This is a genomic window from Enterobacter sp. HSTU-ASh6 (assembly GCF_026319105.1).
GTDB classification, from domain to species: Bacteria; Pseudomonadota; Gammaproteobacteria; order Enterobacterales; family Enterobacteriaceae; genus Enterobacter; species Enterobacter sichuanensis.
Window position 1 is genome coordinate 201,156 of record NZ_WSPD01000004.1, and the last position, 19,242, is coordinate 220,397.

At 60.7% G+C, this 19,242-nt stretch carries 19 protein-coding genes; 13 read left to right on the plus strand and 6 right to left on the minus strand.

Annotated elements, in window-relative coordinates:
* Positions 1-2: 2 nt before the first annotated feature.
* From GM298_RS06555 to hypA, 3 genes are read right to left on the minus strand one after another with little or no spacing between them, the layout of a single operon-like run.
* The gene (locus tag GM298_RS06555; RefSeq protein WP_266153810.1) at positions 3-275 is read right to left on the minus strand and encodes a HypC/HybG/HupF family hydrogenase formation chaperone; all 273 of its coding nucleotides are present in this window, start codon (positions 273-275) and stop codon (positions 3-5) included.
* Complete coding sequence (gene hypB / locus GM298_RS06560) at positions 266-1,129, minus strand: hydrogenase nickel incorporation protein HypB (protein ID WP_104557323.1); 864 nt, start codon at positions 1,127-1,129, stop codon at positions 266-268. Before hypB ends, GM298_RS06555 begins: the two co-directional genes overlap by 10 nt.
* A gap of 3 nt (positions 1,130-1,132) precedes the next feature.
* Positions 1,133-1,483, minus strand: coding sequence for a hydrogenase maturation nickel metallochaperone HypA (gene hypA, locus GM298_RS06565; RefSeq protein ID WP_025757091.1), 351 nt, complete (start codon positions 1,481-1,483; stop codon positions 1,133-1,135).
* A gap of 211 nt (positions 1,484-1,694) precedes the next feature.
* Between hypA and hycA the strand changes: the two genes are divergently transcribed.
* From hycA to hycI, 9 genes are all read left to right on the plus strand, one after another.
* On the plus strand, positions 1,695-2,159 hold the full coding sequence (gene hycA, locus GM298_RS06570; RefSeq protein ID WP_025757092.1) for a formate hydrogenlyase regulator HycA: 465 nt from the start codon (positions 1,695-1,697) through the stop codon (positions 2,157-2,159).
* Between the two features lie 70 nt (positions 2,160-2,229).
* Complete coding sequence (locus tag GM298_RS06575) at positions 2,230-2,838, plus strand: 4Fe-4S dicluster domain-containing protein (RefSeq protein WP_025757093.1); 609 nt, start codon at positions 2,230-2,232, stop codon at positions 2,836-2,838.
* Complete coding sequence (gene hycC, locus GM298_RS06580; RefSeq protein WP_266153811.1) at positions 2,835-4,649, plus strand: formate hydrogenlyase subunit 3; 1,815 nt, start codon at positions 2,835-2,837, stop codon at positions 4,647-4,649. The genes GM298_RS06575 and hycC overlap by 4 nt, the downstream gene beginning before the upstream one ends.
* A gap of 1 nt (position 4,650) precedes the next feature.
* Complete coding sequence (locus tag GM298_RS06585) at positions 4,651-5,574, plus strand: respiratory chain complex I subunit 1 family protein (RefSeq protein WP_095452119.1); 924 nt, start codon at positions 4,651-4,653, stop codon at positions 5,572-5,574.
* Between the two features lie 15 nt (positions 5,575-5,589).
* Complete coding sequence (locus GM298_RS06590) at positions 5,590-7,299, plus strand: NADH-quinone oxidoreductase subunit C (protein WP_266153813.1); 1,710 nt, start codon at positions 5,590-5,592, stop codon at positions 7,297-7,299.
* Between the two features lie 9 nt (positions 7,300-7,308).
* Positions 7,309-7,851, plus strand: coding sequence for a formate hydrogenlyase complex iron-sulfur subunit (locus GM298_RS06595; protein ID WP_025757097.1), 543 nt, complete (start codon positions 7,309-7,311; stop codon positions 7,849-7,851).
* Entirely contained in the window at positions 7,851-8,618 is a 768-nt protein-coding gene (locus tag GM298_RS06600; protein ID WP_266153814.1) for an NADH-quinone oxidoreductase subunit B family protein, read from the plus strand. The genes GM298_RS06595 and GM298_RS06600 overlap by 1 nt, the downstream gene beginning before the upstream one ends.
* On the plus strand, positions 8,615-9,025 hold the full coding sequence (locus tag GM298_RS06605) for a formate hydrogenlyase maturation HycH family protein (protein WP_266153815.1): 411 nt from the start codon (positions 8,615-8,617) through the stop codon (positions 9,023-9,025). Before GM298_RS06600 ends, GM298_RS06605 begins: the two co-directional genes overlap by 4 nt.
* Positions 9,018-9,491, plus strand: a complete 474-nt coding sequence (hycI, locus tag GM298_RS06610) for a hydrogenase maturation peptidase HycI (RefSeq protein ID WP_095449246.1) — start codon at positions 9,018-9,020, stop codon at positions 9,489-9,491. The genes GM298_RS06605 and hycI overlap by 8 nt, the downstream gene beginning before the upstream one ends.
* 57 nt (positions 9,492-9,548) lie before the next feature.
* On the opposite strand, the gene GM298_RS06615 is transcribed toward hycI, so the two are convergent.
* Both GM298_RS06615 and ascF read right to left on the minus strand, forming a co-directional pair.
* The gene (locus GM298_RS06615) at positions 9,549-10,973 is read right to left on the minus strand and encodes a 6-phospho-beta-glucosidase (RefSeq protein WP_095449247.1); all 1,425 of its coding nucleotides are present in this window, start codon (positions 10,971-10,973) and stop codon (positions 9,549-9,551) included.
* 18 nt (positions 10,974-10,991) lie between these two features.
* Positions 10,992-12,443 carry a PTS cellobiose/arbutin/salicin transporter subunit IIBC gene (ascF, locus tag GM298_RS06620; protein ID WP_266153816.1) on the minus strand — a complete coding sequence of 484 codons (1,452 nt, stop codon included), beginning with the start codon at positions 12,441-12,443 and terminating at the stop codon, positions 10,992-10,994.
* Positions 12,444-12,657: 214 nt separating this feature from the next.
* Here ascF and GM298_RS06625 point away from each other — a divergent pair, with 214 nt between their 5' ends.
* The 4 genes from GM298_RS06625 to GM298_RS06640 all read left to right on the plus strand — a co-directional run bounded on the left by GM298_RS06625 (position 12,658) and on the right by GM298_RS06640 (position 17,598).
* Positions 12,658-13,671: a LacI family DNA-binding transcriptional regulator gene (locus tag GM298_RS06625; RefSeq protein WP_266153817.1), complete on the plus strand. Its 1,014-nt coding sequence runs from the start codon at positions 12,658-12,660 to the stop codon at positions 13,669-13,671.
* 134 nt (positions 13,672-13,805) lie between these two features.
* A complete protein-coding gene (gene hydN, locus GM298_RS06630; RefSeq protein ID WP_025757104.1) occupies positions 13,806-14,351 on the plus strand; it encodes an electron transport protein HydN in 546 nt (181 codons plus the stop codon).
* A gap of 6 nt (positions 14,352-14,357) precedes the next feature.
* Positions 14,358-16,574: a carbamoyltransferase HypF gene (gene hypF, locus GM298_RS06635; RefSeq protein ID WP_266153818.1), complete on the plus strand. Its 2,217-nt coding sequence runs from the start codon at positions 14,358-14,360 to the stop codon at positions 16,572-16,574.
* Between the two features lies 1 nt (position 16,575).
* Positions 16,576-17,598 carry a HoxN/HupN/NixA family nickel/cobalt transporter gene (locus GM298_RS06640; protein WP_025757106.1) on the plus strand — a complete coding sequence of 341 codons (1,023 nt, stop codon included), beginning with the start codon at positions 16,576-16,578 and terminating at the stop codon, positions 17,596-17,598.
* On the opposite strand, the gene GM298_RS06645 is transcribed toward GM298_RS06640, so the two are convergent.
* Positions 17,571-19,235 carry an SgrR family transcriptional regulator gene (locus GM298_RS06645; RefSeq protein ID WP_266153819.1) on the minus strand — a complete coding sequence of 555 codons (1,665 nt, stop codon included), beginning with the start codon at positions 19,233-19,235 and terminating at the stop codon, positions 17,571-17,573. The genes GM298_RS06640 and GM298_RS06645 overlap by 28 nt on opposite strands.
* Positions 19,236-19,242: the final 7 nt, after the last annotated feature.

The following is a 19,242-nucleotide window of genomic DNA, read 5'->3' on the forward strand; positions in this document are numbered from 1 at the left end:
GATTATCGCTCCTCGCCATACAGCAGCGCCCCGACGTCCGGCTCCACGTCGAACATGTTCTGCAGCGCCTCCAGCGTGTCGCGGGCTTCCGTTTCGTTAATCACGCTCATGGCGAACCCCACGTGGACCAGCACCCACTGCCCGAGACGCGAGACGCCGGTTTCATCGCTGCTGCCCACCAGCGTCAGGTCGACGTCGCGCAGGATGCCGCAGACCTCAACTTTGGCCTGATTACCGTCAATGGTATGAATCTGTCCCGGTACGCCTATGCACATCGTTCGTTCTCCAGCCAGTGTAGCCAGCTGTCCATGCCGTCGCCGCGGGTAGCGGAGACCAGCAGGATCTCAATATCCGGGTTCACCTCGCGGGCCCAGGACAGGCATTTATCCACGTCGAAGTTCAGGTACGGCAGCAGGTCGACTTTGTTGAGCAGCATGATGGAGGCGGCGGCAAACATATGCGGGTACTTCAGCGGCTTGTCTTCGCCTTCGGTCACCGAAAGCACCGCGACTTTGTGCCGTTCGCCCAGGTCGAAGCTCGCCGGGCAGACCAGGTTACCGACGTTTTCAATAAACAGGATGCCGTTATCTTCAAGCGGCAGGCGCGGGGCGGCGTCGGCGATCATCTGCGCATCGAGATGGCAGCCTTTGCCGGTATTCACCTGGATCGCCGGGGTGCCGGTTTCGCGAATGCGCGCCGCATCGTTAACGGTTTGCTGATCGCCTTCAATCACCGCACAGGAGACGCGCCCGTTCAGGCGGTTGAGCGTTTCCGTGAGCAGCGTGGTTTTGCCGGAGCCGGGGCTGGAGACCAGGTTCAGCACCAGCTGTCTGCGGGCGGCGAAGCGGGCACGGTTACGGTTGGCGATCTGGTTATTCTTGTCCAGGACGTTGATTTCCACCTCCAGCATCTGACGCTGGCTGATGCCCGGCGCGTGGGTACCCGCTTCGCCGTGGCCGTAGTGAAGATCGCCCGCATCGGATCGTTGCGGGGCGAAAGCGATCCCGGTCAATGCCGCAGAAGAGCGTGGGGCAGGTGCAAAGGGCGCGGAGCGAAACGCGGAGTGGGGGTGATGTTCATCCCCTTCTATATACAGGTTGCCTTCGGCGCAACCGCAGGTACTACACATACTTTACTCCTTCTCGATTTCGAGGCGTTGGATCTGCATGCCGTCATCCGCCACGATGCGAAGAAAGGTGCTCTGACACTGTGGACAGCGCTGTACCTTCGACGACAGCAGGGTGACGTACTGCTGACACTGCTCGCACCAGCACTCCGCCTGCTGCTCTTCAATATGCAGTTCGCAGCCTTCCGCCAGCGTGCCGCGGCACACCAGTTCAAAACAGAAGGTCAGGGCGCTGGTCTCGACGCAGGAAAACGCCCCGACCTTCAGCCAGACGCCGGTGACGCGTTTTGCGTGGTTTTGCACAGCCTGCTGTTCGATAAGTTCCAGAGCCCGCTGGCAGAGGGTGATTTCGTGCATGACGCCTCCTCAATGAATTGCGCCATTGAATGCAATAACAATGCCATCTTGATTTTTGTTAAGGCATGTCGATGTCAACGCTGTCGAAATGACACGTCGACACCGCAAAGTTGACAGCCAGTTTTTAATTAAAACTATTAAAAATCAGCTGGATAAAAACTGGCATGGAATCTGCTTAACAGCCGCTATCTCCATTAAACGGATACCTTTTATGACTATTTGGGAAATCAGCGAAAAAGCAGATTACATCGCGCAGCGTCATCAGCAGTTACAGGACCAGTGGCATCTTTACTGCAACTCTCTGGTTCAGGGCATCACCCTCTCGAAAGCGCGTCTTCACCATGCGATGAGCTGTGCGGCGCAGGGGGACATGCGCTTTGTCCTCTTCGGCCATTTCATCATCAATGTCACCCTGGCGGATAACTTCAACAGCCACACCATTGAGTACCACCTTGAGACAAAAGACGGCGAAAAACAGTGTATTGCGAAAGCACAGCTGATGGCCGACGGCATGGTGGACGGCCACGTCAGCAACCGCGATCGCCAGCAGGTGCTGGAGCACTATCTGGAAAAGATCGCCCCGGTTTATAACAGCCTGTACGCCGCCGTTGAACACGATCTCCCGGTCAACCTGAAGCAGCTGATGGACGGAAATGCCTCAGCGAACGTGGCCTGACCCCTGAGTGTCGAAAAGTGTCGACAAGACAGTTTTTCGTCAAAAATGACTATCACCAGAGGATGACCCGGTGAACCGTTTTGTAATTGCTGACTCGACGGTCTGTATTGGCTGTCGAACCTGTGAGGCGGCGTGTTCGGAAACGCATCGCCTGCATGGGCTGCAGTCCATGCCGCGCCTGCACGTCATGCGTAATGAAAAAGAGTCTGCCCCGCAGCTCTGCCATCACTGTGAAGATGCCCCTTGTGCGGGTGTCTGTCCCGTAAATGCCATCACCCGCGTGGACGGCGCTGTCCAGCTGAACGAAAGCCTGTGCGTAAGCTGCAAGCTGTGCGGCATTGCCTGCCCGTTCGGCGCCATTGAATTTTCCGGCAGCCGCCCGCTGCATATTCCGGCGAATGCCAACTCGCCAAAAGCCCCGCCCGCGCCGCCTGCTCCGGCACGCGTCAGCACGCTGCTGGACTGGGTGCCCGGCATCCGCGCCGTTGCGGTGAAGTGCGATCTGTGCAGCTTTGATGAACAAGGCCCGGCCTGCGTGCGCACCTGCCCAACCAACGCGTTGATTCTGGTTAACATTCGCGACATCGCCCGTACCCGCAAGCGTAAACGCGAGCTGACCATCAACAGCAATGTTGGCGACCTTTCTCTGCTACAGACGCTTAACGAGGGGGCGAAATGAACGCGGCGATGATGATGACCAGCGCGGTAGCGTACTTTGCGGCCACCGCGGTTCTGGCGTGGCTTCTGTCATTCCATAAAACCCTGAGCGGCTGGGTCGCCGGGATTGGCGGGGCGGTCGGCAGCCTGATGACGCTGGCGGCAGGCGGGATGGTTCTGCTCGACGGACACACCGTGGACACGCTCATGCCGCTCATCCGTCACACCGTTGCGATCACGCCGCTGAACGCCATCTGGCTGGTGACGTTTGGCCTGTGCGGGCTGTTTATCAGCCTGTTCAATATCGACTGGCACCGCCATCAAAACACCAGGGCCAACGGTCTGCTGATTAATCTGCTGATGGCGACGGCGGTCTGCACCGTTACCGCCAGCAACCTCGGCGCACTGGTGGTGATGGCGGAGATCATGGCGCTCTGCGGCGTCTTCCTGACGGGGTGCAGTACCTCCGGCAAACTGTGGTTTGCGCTGGGACGTCTCGGGACGCTGCTGCTGGCGCTGGCCTGCTGGCGGGTGCGGCAACGCTTCGGCACGCTGGACTTCGCGGCGCTTAACGGTCAGCCGCTGGGCAGCGACATCTGGCTGCTGGGCGTGGTGGGCTTTGGCCTGCTGGCCGGGATCATCCCGCTGCACGGCTGGGTGCCTCAGGCGCACGCGAATGCCTCAGCGCCCGCCGCTGCGCTCTTTTCCACGGTCGTGATGAAAGTCGGGCTGTTCGGCATTCTGACGATCACCCTGACCGGCGGTCAGCCGCCGCTGTGGTGGGGCGTGGTGTTGCTTCTCGCCGGTATGGTTACCGCCTTTGTCGGTGGGCTGTACGCGCTGATGGAGCACAATATTCAGCGTCTTCTGGCGTATCACACCCTTGAAAATATCGGCATCATCCTGCTCGGTCTTGGCGCGGGCGTGACCGGTCTGGCGCTCAATCAACCGGCGCTGATTGCCGCCGGGTTTATCGGCGGTCTGTATCACCTCGTCAACCATAGCCTGTTCAAAAGCACCCTGTTCCTGGGGGCGGGAAGCGTCTGGTTCCGCACCGGCCATCGCGACATCGAAAAGCTCGGTGGCATTGGCAAAAAAATGCCGGTGATATCTCTCGCCATGCTGGTCGGGCTGATGGCGATGGCCGCGCTGCCGCCGCTGAACGGCTTTGCCGGGGAGTGGGTGATCTACCAGTCCTTCTTCGCGCTCGGCCAGAGCGAGGCGTTTATCGCCCGTCTGCTGGGGCCGCTGCTGGCGGTCGGGCTGGCGATTACCGGGGCGCTGGCAGTGATGTGCATGGCGAAAGTCTACGGCGTCACCTTCCTCGGCGCGCCGCGTACGCGTGAGGCGGAAAATGCCTGCTGCGCACCGGTACTGATGGGGACAAGCGTGGTTGCGCTGGCGCTATGCTGCATCGCGGGCGGCGTGGCCGCGCCGTGGCTGCTGCCGCTGCTGGGTAATGCCATTCCGCTGCCGCTGACCGTGGCGAATACCACCGTTTCCCAGCCAATGGTCGCGCTGCTGCTGATTGGCGCACCGCTGCTGCCGCTCATCCTGATGCTGTTCTTTAAACGCGACCGACTGATCTCCCGCTCGCGCGGGACTGCGTGGGCCTGCGGCTATGAACACGAACAGTCGATGGTGATTACCGCCCACGGTTTCGCCATGCCGGTGAAAGAGAACTTCGCCGCCGTGCTGAAGCTGCGCCACTGGCTGAACCCGGTGGCCTGGGTGCCGGGCTGGCAGAGTGCCGCCGCGCCTGTGCTGTTCCGCCGTCTGGCGGTCATCGAGCTGGCGGTGCTGGTGGTGATTGTGATTTCACGAGGAGCCTGACATGAGTCTGTTACTGGCAATTCTTCAGGCGCTGGTGCTGTTCGCCGCTGCGCCGCTGCTTTCCGGGGTGAGCCGCGTGGCGCGCGCCCGGATGCACAACCGTCGCGGGCCTGGCGTGCTTCAGGAGTACCGCGATCTCTTCAAACTGCTCTCGCGTCAGAGCGTCGCCCCGGATGCCGCAGGCTGGGTCTTCCGCCTGACGCCGTTTGTGATGGTGGGCGTGATGCTGACCATCGCCACCGCGCTGCCGGTGGTGACAGTGGGCTCGCCCCTGCCTGCGCTCGGGGATCTGATTACGCTGATCTACCTCTTCGCCATCGCCCGCTTCTTCTTCGCGATTGCGGGTCTCGACACCGGGAGCCCGTTTACCGGCATCGGTGCCAGCCGCGAGGCGATGCTGGGCGTGCTGGTTGAGCCGATCCTGCTGCTGGGGCTGTGGGTCGCCGCGCAGGTCGCGGGTTCAACCCATATCAGCTTTATCACCCACACCGTTTACCACTGGCCGCTTGCCCGCTCCATTCCGCTGGTGCTGGCGCTCTGCGCCTGCGCGTTCGCCACGTTTATCGAGATGGGCAAGCTGCCGTTCGATCTGGCCGAAGCGGAGCAGGAACTGCAGGAAGGGCCGCTCACGGAATACAGCGGCTACGGCTTCGCGGTGCTGAAGTGGGGCATCAGCCTCAAACAGCTGGTGGTGCTGCAGATGTTTGTCGGCGTCTTCTTCCCGTGGGGGCAGATGACGCACTTCTCCGCGGGCAGTCTGGTACTGGCCGTGGTGGTGGCCGCCCTCAAGCTGCTGGTCGGCGTGCTGGTGATTGCCCTGTTTGAAAACAGCATGGCGCGCCTGCGTTTTGTGGAAACGTCGCGCATCACCTGGGCCGGTTTTGGTTTTGCATTTTTAGCGTTCGTCTCCTTGCTGGTGGCGTGATTAAAGAGAGTTTTTATGTCTGAAGAAAAGAAAGGTCAGCAGTATCTCGCCGCGTTGCATCAGGCTTTCCCCGGCGTGGTGCTGGAGGAGTCCTGGCAAACCAAAGACCAGATAACCATCACCGTAAAAGTGAACGCTCTGTCGGAAGTGGTGGAGTTTCTCTACTACCAGCAGGGCGGCTGGCTGTCGGTGCTGTTCGGTAACGACGAGCGTCAGCTGTGCGGCAATTACGCCGTGTACTACGTGATGTCGATGGAGCAGGGGGAGAAGTGCTGGCTCACCGTGCGCGTGGAAGTCGATCCAAATAAACCGGAATACCCGTCCGTCACCCCGCGCGTACCTGCCGCCGTCTGGGGCGAGCGCGAAGTGCGCGACATGTACGGCCTGGTGCCGGTCGGCCTGCCGGATGAGCGCCGCCTGGTGCTGCCGGACGACTGGCCGGATGAACTTTATCCCCTGCGCAAAGACAGCATGGACTACCGTCAGCGCCCGGCGCCGACCACCGACAGCGAAACCTACGAGTTTATCAACGAGCTGGGCAGCAAGAAGAACAACGTGGTGCCGATCGGCCCGCTGCACGTCACCTCCGATGAGCCGGGCCACTTCCGCCTGTTCGTTGACGGCGAAAACATTATCGACGCCGACTACCGCCTGTTCTACGTCCATCGCGGTATGGAAAAGCTGGCGGAAACCCGCATGGGCTACAACGAAGTCACGTTTCTTTCTGACCGCGTGTGCGGCATCTGCGGCTTCGCCCACAGTACCGCCTACACCACTTCGGTGGAGAACGGCATGGGGATTGTGGTGCCGGAGCGCGCGCAGATGATCCGCGCCATTCTGCTGGAGGTGGAACGCCTGCACTCCCACCTGCTGAACCTCGGCCTGGCCTGTCACTTCGTCGGCTTTGACTCCGGGTTTATGCAGTTCTTCCGCGTGCGTGAAGCGTCGATGAAGATGGCGGAGATCCTTACCGGGGCGCGTAAAACCTACGGCCTGAACCTGATCGGGGGGATCCGCCGTGACCTGCTCAAAAACGACATGATCCAGACCCGTCAGCTGGCGCAGCAGATGCGCCGGGACGTGCAGGAGCTGGTGGATATGCTGCTCAGCACGCCCAATATCGAACAGCGCACCGTGGGAATCGGCCGTCTTGACCCGGAAATTGCCCGCGATTTTAGCAACGTCGGCCCGATGGTGCGCGCCAGCGGCCACGCCCGCGATACCCGCGCCGATCATCCGTTCGTCGGCTACGGTCTGCTGCCGATGACTGTGCACAGCGAGCAGGGCTGCGACGTCATCTCCCGCCTGAAGGTGCGTATCAACGAGGTGTTTACCGCGCTGAATATGATCGACTTTGGGCTCGATAACCTGCCGGGCGGCCCGCTGATGGTGGAGGGGTTCACCTATATTCCGAACCGCTTCGCGTTGGGCTTTGCCGAAGCGCCGCGCGGGGATGACATCCACTGGAGCATGACCGGCGACAACCAGAAGCTCTACCGCTGGCGCTGTCGTGCGGCGACCTACGCCAACTGGCCAACCCTGCGCTACATGCTGCGCGGCAACACCGTTTCCGATGCACCGCTGATCATCGGCAGCCTCGATCCATGCTACTCCTGCACCGACCGCATGACCGTGGTGGACGTGCGCAAGAAGAAAAGCCAGGTGGTGCCGTACAAAGAGCTTGAGCGCTACAGCATCGAGCGTAAGAACTCGCCGCTGAAATAAGGACTCGCCATGTTTACCTTTATCAAAAAAGTGATCAAAACCGGTGTGCAAACCAGCCGCTATCCGCTGGAGCCGATGCCGGTCGATAAAAACTTTCGCGGCAAGCCTGAGCATAACCCGCAGCAGTGCATCGGCTGCGCGGCCTGCGTCAACGCCTGTCCCTCGAATGCCTTAACGGTGGAAACGGATCTTAAAACCGGCGAGCTGGCCTGGCAGTTTAACCTCGGGCGCTGCATCTTCTGCGGCCGCTGCGAAGAGGTCTGCCCGACGGTCGCCATTCGTCTGTCGCAGGAATACGAGCTGGCGGTATGGAAGAAAGAAGATTTCCTCCAGCAGTCGCGCTTTGACCTGTGCCACTGCCGCGTCTGCGGGCGTCCGTTCGCCGTGCAAAAAGAGATTGACTACGCCATCGCGCTGCTGCAGCACAACGGTGACGCCCGCGCGGAGCATCATCGGGAAAGTTTTGAAACCTGTCCGGACTGTAAGCGGCAGAAATGCCTGCTGCCGTCCGACCGCATTGATATTACCCGCCATATGAGAGAGGCCAGCTGATGGACAATTTACTCGGCCCGCGCGACGCGAACGGCATCCCGGTGCCAATGACGGTGGACGAATCTATCGGCCTGATGAAGGCGTCGCTGCTGAAAAAAATCAAACGCTCGGCCTACGTCTACCGCGTGGACTGCGGCGGCTGCAACGGCTGCGAGATTGAGATCTTCGCCACCCTGTCACCGCTGTTTGACGCCGAGCGTTTCGGCATCAAAGTGGTGCCTTCTCCGCGTCATGCGGACATCCTGCTGTTTACCGGGGCGGTGACCCGCGCCATGCGCTCGCCGGCGCTGTGGGCCTGGCAGTCCGCGCCGGATCCGAAAATCTGCATCTCGTACGGGGCCTGCGGCAACAGCGGCGGTATCTTCCATGACCTCTACTGTGTGTGGGGCGGTACCGACAAAATCGTGCCGGTGGATGTCTACATTCCGGGCTGCCCGCCGACGCCTGCCGCAACGCTGTATGGCTTTGCGATGGCACTTGGTCTGCTGGAGCAGAAAATCCACGCCCGCGAGCCGGGCGAGCTTGACAACCAGCCTGCGGCCATTCTGCACCCGGACATGGTGCAGCCGCTGCGGGTGAAGGTCGACCGCACGGCGCGCAGGCTGGCGGGCTATCGCTATGGCCGCCAGATTGCCGACGATTATCTGCGCCTGCTGAGCCAGGGCGAGCATCAGGTCGCACGCTGGCTGGAGGCGGAAAACGATCCGCGTCTTAATGAGATTGTGGCGAACCTGAACAGTGTAGTGGATGAGGCGCGTATCCGATGAGTGAAACGGTGGTGTTCAGTCAGCTGAGCCGTAAGTTTATTGATGAGAACGATGCCACGCCGGATGCGGCGCAGCAGGTGGTCTATTACAGCCTGGCGATTGGGCATCACCTCGGGGTGATTGACTGCCTTGAAGCGGCGCTGAGCTGCCCGTGGTCTGACTATCTGGCGTGGATTGCCACGCTGGAGGAGGGCAGTCCGGCGCGGCGCAAAATGGAAGGCGTGCCGAAGTACGGTGAGATCGTCATCGACGCCAAACACATTGCGATGCTCGCCAACGCCTTTGACGCGGCGCTGAGCAGGCAAACCCCCGGGCAGCAGGCATGGAGTAAAACGCTGCTCGGCATGCTGCATGATATTCATCAGGAGAGCGCCATCTACCTGATGGTGAGGAGATTACGTGACTGACGTTTTACTGTGTGTCGGCAACAGCATGATGGGCGACGACGGCGCGGGCCCGCTGCTGGCGGAGATGTGCGCCGCGAACCCGCAGGGCAACTGGGTGGTGATAGACGGCGGCAGCGCGCCGGAAAACGACGTGGTGGCCATTCGCGAGCTGCGTCCGGAGAGACTGTTAATCGTCGATGCCACCGATATGGGGCTCAATCCCGGCGAGATCCGCCTGATTGACCCGGACGATATCGCAGAGATGTTTATGATGACCACCCACAATATGCCGCTGAATTACCTGGTGGATCAGATCAAGGACGACGTGGGGGAGGTACTATTTCTGGGCATTCAACCGGACATTGTCGGGTTCTATTACCCGATGACGCCGCCAGTGAAAGAGGCGGTGGGCGTGGTGTATTCACGGCTTGCCGGGTGGGTGGGGAATGGTGGGTTTGAACCCCTCACCCCGGCCCTCTCCCCATAGGGGAGAGGGTGTGTTTTGTCCCCTCTCCCCTATGGGGAGAGGGTTAGGGTGAGGGGGTTATTCCAGATCCGCCCCGTTGCTCGCAATCACCTTCTTATACCACCAGAACGATTTCTTGCGCTTTCTGTCCAGCGTGCCGTTGCCGGCATCGTCGCGGTCGACGTAGACAAACCCGTAGCGCTTGCTCATCTCCCCCGTTGAGGCAGACACCAGGTCAATGCAACCCCAGGTGGTGTAACCCATCAGCGGCACGCCGTCCTCAATCGCGTCGCCCATCGCGCGGATATGCTCGCGCAGATAGCTGATGCGGTAGTCGTCGTTAATCTCGCCGTTTTCATCAATCACGTCTTTCGCTCCGAGGCCGTTTTCCACCAGGAACAGCGGCTTCTGATAGCGGTCGTACATCATGTTCATGGTGATGCGCAGGCCGAGCGGGTCGATGCCCCAGCCCCATTCGCTCACCTCAATGTGCGGGTTGCGCAGGGATTTCACGATGTTCGCCGCGCTGGTGTTGCCCGCGTTCATGTCTGCCGACGCGCAGCGCGAGGCGTAATAGCTGAACGAGACAAAATCGACGGTGTTTTTCAGCAGTTCGTCATCGCCCGGATCTTTAACAATCACCACCCCTTTTTCGCGGAACACGCGGGCAGAGTAGGCCGGATAGCGGCCGCGCGCCTGCACGTCGATAAAGAACAGGTTCTCGCGGTCTTTTTCCAGCGCCATCCACACGTCTTCAGGCTTGCAGGAGTAAGGGTAGAAGTTCCCACCCGCCAGCATGCAGCCGACCTGGTTTTCCGGGTTCACCTCATGGGCGATTTTGGTCGCCAGCGCGCTTGCCACCAGCTCGTGGTGCGCGGCCTGGTATTTCACCTGGTCTTCGTTTTCACCTTCCTCAAACACCAGCCCCGCACCGGAGAACGGGCTGTGCAGCATAATGTTGATTTCGTTGAAGGTCAGCCAGTATTTCACCAGCCCGTTAAACTCTTCAAAGCAGGTACGGGCGTAGCGGGCGAAGAAATCCACCATCTTGCGGTTACGCCAGGATCCGTACTCCGTTACCAGGTGCATCGGCACGTCGAAGTGGCAGAGTGTCACCAGCGGCTCGATGTTGTACTTTTTGCACTCTTCAAACACCGCGCGGTAGAAGGCAATGCCCTCTTTATTGGGCAGCGGTTCGTCGCCGTTCGGGTAGAGGCGGCTCCAGGCAATCGAGGTGCGGAACACCGTAAAACCCATCTCCGCCATCAGGGCGATGTCTTCTTTATAGCGATGGTAAAAATCAATCGCCTCGTGGCTCGGGTAGAACTCGTCGTCACGCAGCGAAAAACGCTTTTCCTTACCGAGCTTTACCGCCAGGCGATTCGCGCCGTGGGGGATCATATCGACCGTGGTCAGTCCCTTGCCGCCTTCACGGTAAGCCCCTTCACTCTGGTTGGCGGCAAGCGCGCCGCCCCATAAAAATCCTTGTGGAAAAACAGACATTCTTACCTCGCTTTCAATTTATGCTTTTGCTGCGTTGTTCGGTACCGGTGCGCTCTGCAGGGCACGCGCTTTTTCGGCGTCGTCTTCGACGGGGATATCCTCAAACCCTAAAAGCAGGGTCAGAACAAACGACAGCACCACTGCCAGACCCATCACGCCAAACACCCAGACGATGGTCATCGGGTTTGCCGGGTCAAAGAACTGCACGCTGGTAAACAGCCCCGGCGCGGCCATTGAGTGGCTGGCAAGCCCGGCGATACCGGCCACCGCGCCGCAGATAAAGCCGCTTATCAGGCTGGCAATCAGCGGGCGTTTCAGACGGATAGCGACGCCGTACAGGGCCGGTTCAGAGATCCCCGCCATAATGGCAGAGGCTGCCGCCGCCAGCGCCGTCTGGCGCAGTTCCGGGTTTTTAGTTTTCCACGCCACTGCCAGCGACGAACCACCGAGCGACAGGTTGGCGCCGATCTCTGACGGCATGACCATCCCTTCTTTGCCTGTTTCGGCAATGGTCTGGATGATGGTCGGGGTAAACACGCGGTGCATCCCGGTCATTACCAGCAGCGGCCACAATGCGCCCATGATCGCCACGGAGAGCCAGCCCAGGTAACCGTGAATGGTGTAGACCAGCGCGGAGATGGCGCTACCGATCCAGATCCCCAGCGGGCCAATCAGCACGATGGCGAGCGGGGCGGCAATCAGCACGATCAGCATCGGCTTCAGGAAGTTTTTCGTCACCGCCGGGGTGATGCGATCCACCCAGCGTTCGATGTACGACAGGCACCAGGTCATCACCAGCGCCGGAATAACGGTGTAGGTGTATTTCACCGCGGTCACCGGAATAAAGGCGAACTCAACGTGTTCACCCTGCGCGGCTTTCGCCATCAGCTCGATAAAGCTCGGGTGGACCAGCACACCGGCAATGGCAATCGCCAGCGACATGTTGGTCTTGAATTTCACCGCCGCCGAGGCCGCCACCATCAGCGGCAGGAAGAAGAACGCGCCGTCGCCGATGACGGTCAAAATGGTGAGCGTTGGTGCGCCTTTTGGCAGCACGCCGGTCATCTCAAGGATCATCGCCAGCAGTTTAACCATCGAACCGCCGATGATCGCCGGGATCAGTGGGGACATGGTGCCGATCAGCGCGTCGAGGATCCCGGTGCCAATGCGGCGCAAGGTCAACTTCTGCGGCCCTTCCGGTACCTCGGGCTGCAGGTCCGTCGGCAGCAGGCTCACCACCTCGCGATACGCCTGAGAGACGGTATTGCCAATGATCACCTGGCACTGGTTGTCGTTGCGCACGACGCCGAGCACGCCGCTGATGCTTTTCAGGCGCGCCGCGTCGATAAGGCTTTCGTCTTTCAGAACGAAGCGCAGACGCGTCATGCAGTGGGTGAGGGCGACGATGTTCTCTTTGCCGCCCAGCGCGCTGACCACGTCGTTCGCCAGCGCTGCGTAATTTTTGGCCATCGGATGAGATCCTGTTATCGTTGTGAGAAATGTAGGAAACCGGTTCCACATAATCATCATGAGTTTTTATGGGTGAAACAAGATCGCTTTTTGACCATATTTTCGTTTCGTGATGCAGATCGCAATGACGTGCTGAAAGCGTGATTTTGCCGCTGCGACAATTTTTCCGCAGTGCAGTACACTGCGGTCCATCAGATTCAGACGGAATAACAACATGACCACGATGCTTGAAGTGGCGAAGCGGGCAGGCGTTTCGAAGGCCACGGTGTCCCGGGTGCTGTCGGGAAATGGCTACGTCAGCCAGGAGACCAAAGACCGGGTGTTTCAGGCCATTGAAGAGAGCGGCTATCGCCCGAATTTACTGGCGCGCAACCTGGCGACCAAACGTACCCAGACGCTGGGGCTGGTGGTGACCAACACCTTGTATCACGGCGTCTACTTCAGCGAACTGCTGTTTCACGCCGCGCGCATGACCGAAGAAAAAGGGCGGCAGTTGATCCTCGCCGACGGCAAGCACAGCGCTGATGAGGAGCGCGAAGCGATCCAGTACCTGCTCGATATGCGCTGCGACGCGGTGATTATCTATCCGCGTTTCCTGAGCGTGGAAGAGATGGATGAGATCGTCGAGAAGTGCGAGCAGCCCATTATGGTGCTCAACCGCCGCCTGCGGAAAAACAGCAGCCACTGCGTCTGGTCCGATCATAAAGCCTCGAGCCAGGATGCGGTGGCGCAGCTGATTGCGAAAGGGCACCGGGAGATTGCGTTTATCACCGGCTCGCTGGACTCCCCCACCGGGGTTGAGCGTCTCTCCGGCTATAAGGACGCCCTGGCGCAGCACGGCATTCCGCTGCGCGAAGGGCTGATTGCGCAGGGGAAGTGGAACCCGGCCAGCGGCGCGGCGGCGGTGTCCGAACTGCTTGCGCGCGGAGAACGCTTTACTGCGCTGGTGGCGAGTAATGACGATATGGCAATCGGTGCCATGAAGCAGTTGCACGACAGCGGCGTTGCGACACCGGAGGCGGTGTCGGTGATTGGTTTTGACGATGTGGCGATAGCCCCTTACATCGTGCCGTCGCTCTCCAGCGTGCGCGTCCCGGTGACGGAGATGATTAAAGAGACCATCAGCCGCCTGATCTTCATGCTCGACGGTGGTGAGTTTAAATATCAGCAAACCTTCTCCGGTGAGCTGGTCCTGCGTGACTCGGTTATTGACTGCCCGCATCGCTGATGTCGACAGCTGTCATCGTCACAAATGACGATGACAGCCCCGGTGTCGATTATAAAATTGCTATAAATCAAGGCTTTAATAATTGGCACGGTTTATGAATATCTCCGCGCATAACTGTAATGCTGGAGAAGCAGATGAACCGTTTTATTATGGCCGATGCCAGTAAGTGTATTGGTTGCCGTACCTGCGAAGTGGCGTGCGTGGTTTCCCATCAGGCGGATCAGGATTGCGCGTCGCTCACCCCTGAGACGTTTTTACCGCGCATCCACGTCATTAAAGGCGTGAATATTTCCACCGCCGCTATCTGCCGTCAGTGCGAAGATGCGCCGTGCGCCAACGTCTGCCCGAACGGGGCGATCGCGCGTGAAAAAGGGTTTGTGCATGTGATGCAGGAGCGCTGTATAGGCTGCAAAACCTGCGTCGTTGCCTGCCCGTATGGCGCGATGGAAGTGGTGGTTCGTCCGGTCGTGCGTAACAGCGGCATGGGACTAAACGTGCGGGCGGAGAAAGCCGAAGCCAATAAATGTGACCTCTGCTACCACCGCGAAGCCGGCCCGGCCTGTATGGAAGCCTGCCCGACCCACGCGCTGGTCTGCGTGGATCGCGATAAGCTTGAGCAGATGAGCGCCGAGAAGCGCCGTCGCGCGGCGTTCGACACGTCGTCATCGCTGCTGTTCTGAGTCGTTATGAGCGGTAACGGCATCCAGCTGCGGGTGCGTGGCAAGGTGCAGGGCGTGGGGTTCCGTCCCTTCGTCTGGCAGCTTGCGCAGGTGCTGCAGTTGACCGGCGATGTCTGCAACGACGGAGAGGGCGTGCTGGTGCGCCTCGCGGGTAATGGGGGGCATTTCACCGCGAGGCTGCGCCAGGACTGCCCGCCGCTGGCACGCATCGACAGTATCGACACGCAGCCTTTCACCTGGACGCATGTGCCGGAGGCATTCACCATCCGCCACAGCGCGGGTGGGACGATGGACACCCAGATTGTACCGGATGCTGCCACGTGTTCCGCCTGTCTGGCGGAGATGAACGATCCGCTCGAGCGCCGTTACCGCTACCCGTTTATCAACTGTACCCACTGTGGCCCGCGTTTCACCATTATTCGCGCCATGCCCTATGACCGTCCGGCCACGGCAATGGCGCCATTCCCGCTCTGCCCGCCGTGTGAGGCGGAGTATCGCCATCCCGCGGACCGACGTTTTCACGCCCAGCCGGTCGCCTGCCCGGACTGTGGTCCCGCGCTTGAGTGGCGGGCAGGGGATGTTACTGCTGTCCGCGAGGCTGCGCTGCGCGCGGCGGTGCAGATGCTGAAAAGCGGCGGTATTGTCGCCATCAAAGGTCTGGGGGGCTTTCACCTCGCCTGTGATGCACTCAACCCGCGGGCGGTGGCGAGGCTGCGGGAACGCAAACAGCGGCCAGCAAAACCGCTGGCAGTGATGATCCCGAACGCGGATGGGTTACCTGAGCCGGTTCAGACGTTGTTATGTTCACCCGCCGCACCCATCGTGCTCACGCCAACAGCATGGCTGCCCGCCTTCCCGGAAGGTATCGCGCCGGGTCTGGACACCGTGGGCATCATGCTTCCTGCGAACCCGCTGCAGCATCTTCTGATGATGGACTGCCAGCGCCCGCTGGTGATGACCTCCGGCAATCTCAGCGGCAGACCGCCTGCCCTCACCAACCAGCAGGCACTGGATGAGCTCAGCGACATCGCGGACGGCTTCCTGCTGCATAACCGTGACATCCTGCAACGGATGGACGATTCAGTGATGGATCGGGACGGTGTGATGCTGCGCCGCGCGCGTGGTTTTGTGCCCGATGCCATCACGTTACCTGCCGGGTTCGAAAATATTCCCGCCATGATATGCACCGGGGCGGATATGAAAAACACCTTCTGCCTGGTGCGCGGAAACCAGGCGGTGCTGAGCCAGCATTTTGGCGATCTCAGTGACGACGGTGTGGAAGCGCAATGGCGTTCAGCGCTGTCGGTGATGCAGGGCATTTACGCCTTTCAGCCGGAGCGCGTCGTGTGCGATGCCCATCCGGGATACCGTGCTCGCCAGTGGGCGCAAGCGCAGGCATTGCCTCTTGAATATGTGCATCACCATCACGCCCACGCAGCGGCGTGCCTGGCCGAAAACGGCTGGCCGCTCGTTGGCGGAGACGCTATCGCCCTGACGCTGGACGGGATCGGCATGGGTGAAAACGGTGAGCTGTGGGGCGGAGAGTGCCTGCGGGTGAACTATCTTACCTGCGAACGTCTGGGGGGGCTGCCGGCCGTGGCGCTACCGGGTGGCGATCTCGCGGCCCGGCAGCCGTGGCGAAATCTCCTCGCCCACTGTCTGGCGTTTGTCCCTGACTGGCAGCATTACCCGGAAACGCGTGCGGTACAACGCCAGAACTGGCCGCTGCTGGCAAAGGCTATCCTGCGCGGCATCAATGCGCCGCGGGCGTCGTCGTGCGGTCGCCTGTTTGACGCCATCGCCTGCGCACTGGGTATCGAAACCCAATCCTGGGAAGGGGAAGCCGCCTGTCGGCTCGAAGCCCTGGCGTCGCAGTGCGAAGGCGCTGTGCATCCGGTCACGCTGTCGGTGGGTAATCTCTCCCTGTTCTGGCAGCAATGGCTGGCGTGGCAAGCGGAACCCAGCGCGCGCGCCTGGGCGTTTCACGACGCGCTGGCAAAAGGACTGGCGGAGCTCGCCGCGTTCCATGCCCGGCGCTTGTCGCTGACCACGGTGTGTTTCAGCGGCGGCGTGTTGCATAACCGTCTGCTGCGCGCGCGTCTGCGTCATTATCTTTCTGACTTTACGCTTCTTTTTCCTTCGCGCCTGCCCGCAGGTGACGGAGCGATCTCCTTCGGGCAGGCGGTGGTCGCCGCTGCCCGGTCATGTTCACAAAGGATTTAAAATGTTACGACTCTTACGCAATGAACCTCGCGCCGCGCTTCTGCTGCTGGCTCTGGTAATGGCAAACCTGCTGGCCTGGGGATGGGCATGGCACACCTTCAGCGACAGCACGGCGCTGATGGCGGCAAGCCTGCTGGCCTGGTGCTACGGACTGCGTCATGCGGTGGATGCCGACCACATTGCGGCCATCGATACCGTGACGCGTAAGATGATGCAGCAGGGAAAACGCCCGTCCGGCGTCGGGGCCTGGTTCTCGCTGGGGCACTCTACCATTGTGGTGCTGGCCTCCATTGCCATTGCCGCGACCGCCACGGCGTTTCAGAAGAATATGGCGTGGTTTCACGAGACCGGCAGCCTGATTGGCACGGCGGTGTCGGCGACCTTCCTGCTGGCAATGGCGCTGGTGAATATGGTGATCCTGCGCGGCGTGTGGCGCAGTTTCCAGGCGCTGAAAAACGGCCAGCCCGTGCAGGGGGAGATTGCCCTTCCGGCGCAGGGCGGGGTGATGAACTGGCTGTTCGGCGCGACGTTCCGCCTGGTCAACAAGAGCTGGCAGATGTACCTGGTCGGTTTTCTGTTTGGCCTGGGGTTTGATACCGCCACCGAGATTGGCGTGCTGGGTATCTCTGCCGCCAGCGCCTCAAACGGCATGTCGGTGTGGTCCATCATGGTCTTCCCGGCGCTCTTCGCCAGCGGCATGGCGCTGGTGGATACTCTCGACAATTTGCTGATGGTGGGGGCCTACGGCTGGGCGTTTAACAAGCCACAGCGCAAGCTTTACTACAACATGACCATCACCGGCACCTCCGTGGTGGTGGCGCTGTTTATCGGCGGGCTGGAAGCGCTGGGTCTGCTGATGGACAAATTCGGCCTCAGCGGCGGCGTCTGGGATGTGATTGGCGCGGTGAACGACAACCTGGGCAACGCCGGGTTTGTGGTCGTCGGGCTGTTTGTCGCCTGCTGGCTGATCTCGATGGTCAACTACCGCTGGCGCGGCTACGACGCGCTGGTGGTACGTTCCTGAGCTGGCGGCAGCCAGGCGCGGGTAAAATCGAGCCAGCCGCTGGCGGTCAGCACAATGTCCTGCACGTTTTCCAGGGTATTAAGACGATAGCGGTAGTGGAACAGCGGCGTGCAGGCGCCGCGTTCAAGTAAGGACTGGAAGAAAGACGGCAGCGCTGTTTGCAGGCTCTCCTCGCTTTCGCAATAGCGCATCAGGGTCTGCTTCGCTTTTTGCCACGGACCCTGCCCCAGGGCGGTGGCCCAGGCAGGCTCTTCAGTAAACCACTCTGCCAGCGCAAAGACCGGCAATTCCCCCGCCAGATAATCCCCCAGTAAGATATCCGCCTGCGTCAGCGCGTCGGGGACATGCCACGCCTCACGATCTTTCCTGTGGATGATCAGCTCGCAGCCGCGCTTTTTCAGGCGTGTTTGCAGCATGCTGGCAAGCTCGCACAGCTCAGGCGTGTGATAGCAAACCAGCGACAGGGTGGCGGGAAGCGCCACCCTGGACGCTTCCGGATATACGGGGGTCGTGATGCCGGGAAGAATTTCCGTGCGGGTGTCGACATCATCCCGGTGGATGTTCTGCTGATTAATCTGCTGAATTTCCTGACGCAGCCAGGCCGCCAGCGGCTGCGGCAACCCGACGTTGAGCATCAGCCAGGCAAAGCCACTGCTGATGGAGGTGACAGACTCCCGGGCGTTTTCGCCTTTCCCTACGGTGATCCAGGCGGTTTTTTCCGTCTCGCTGCGGGTTCGCCAGAACTCGATCGCATGCAGCAGCGGGTGCGCCGCAAAGTACCACGGCTGGCGCTCAAGGCGCAGGTAGTGAGAGTGATGATGGGCGATAGCAAAGGGACCTGCGCCAATACCCGGCTGTTGCGGATGCGGCAGGCGACAGGCGTGATGCGCCAGACGATGGGCCAGCATGGCATCGGGTGCGGTGAGTGCGATCTCCAGACACCAGGGGGCGACAAGCGATACCTGAGTTACGTGTGCGAGCCCTGCGCTGCGGGCCGGGTCGGCCAGCAGCTGGTGCAGCGCGCTGAGAATATCTTCATCACTGATGGCCTGCCCGTTATGCCAGTGCGCGCCGCTGCGCAGGTAGAAGCGCCAGCGCAGTTTGTCATCATCAATTTCCCAGTGGTGGGCTAAATCCGCTACCGGCTGCGTGTGGCCGGGCGCGTAGCGCGTCAGCCCCGCGTGAACCGCGCAGATAATATGCTGTTCGGCACGGCGGCGCTGAAGAGACGGATCAAGCGACGTGAGGGCGCGGTACCAGGGTATGCGCAGCGTCGGCTGATGTTTTAACCATTTGCCGCCTAAAAACGGGGTGATGATGTGATGCAGGCTGGCCGGATCACCGTCTGCCAGCTGCAGCGCGCTCTGGTAATCCCCTTTCTCCAGACAGGCGTGCATCAGTGGCGCGCTCAGTTCGCTGGTGGTCGCCAGGCAATGCAGGATGGCCCGATGCCCGCGTCCCGGCTGGGCGTTCCAGCTTAGCCAGCCGCTCTGCGCCAGCTGGCGCAGCAGGGTGCGCGCGTGGCGTTCGCTGCACACTGCCACCTCCGCCACTTCCGCGATGGTGGTCGGCTTTGGCGCAGCACCGTAATGCTGATAAAGCCGTTGATACTGACGGATTTTCTGAAGCTGGCGCATAGCGACA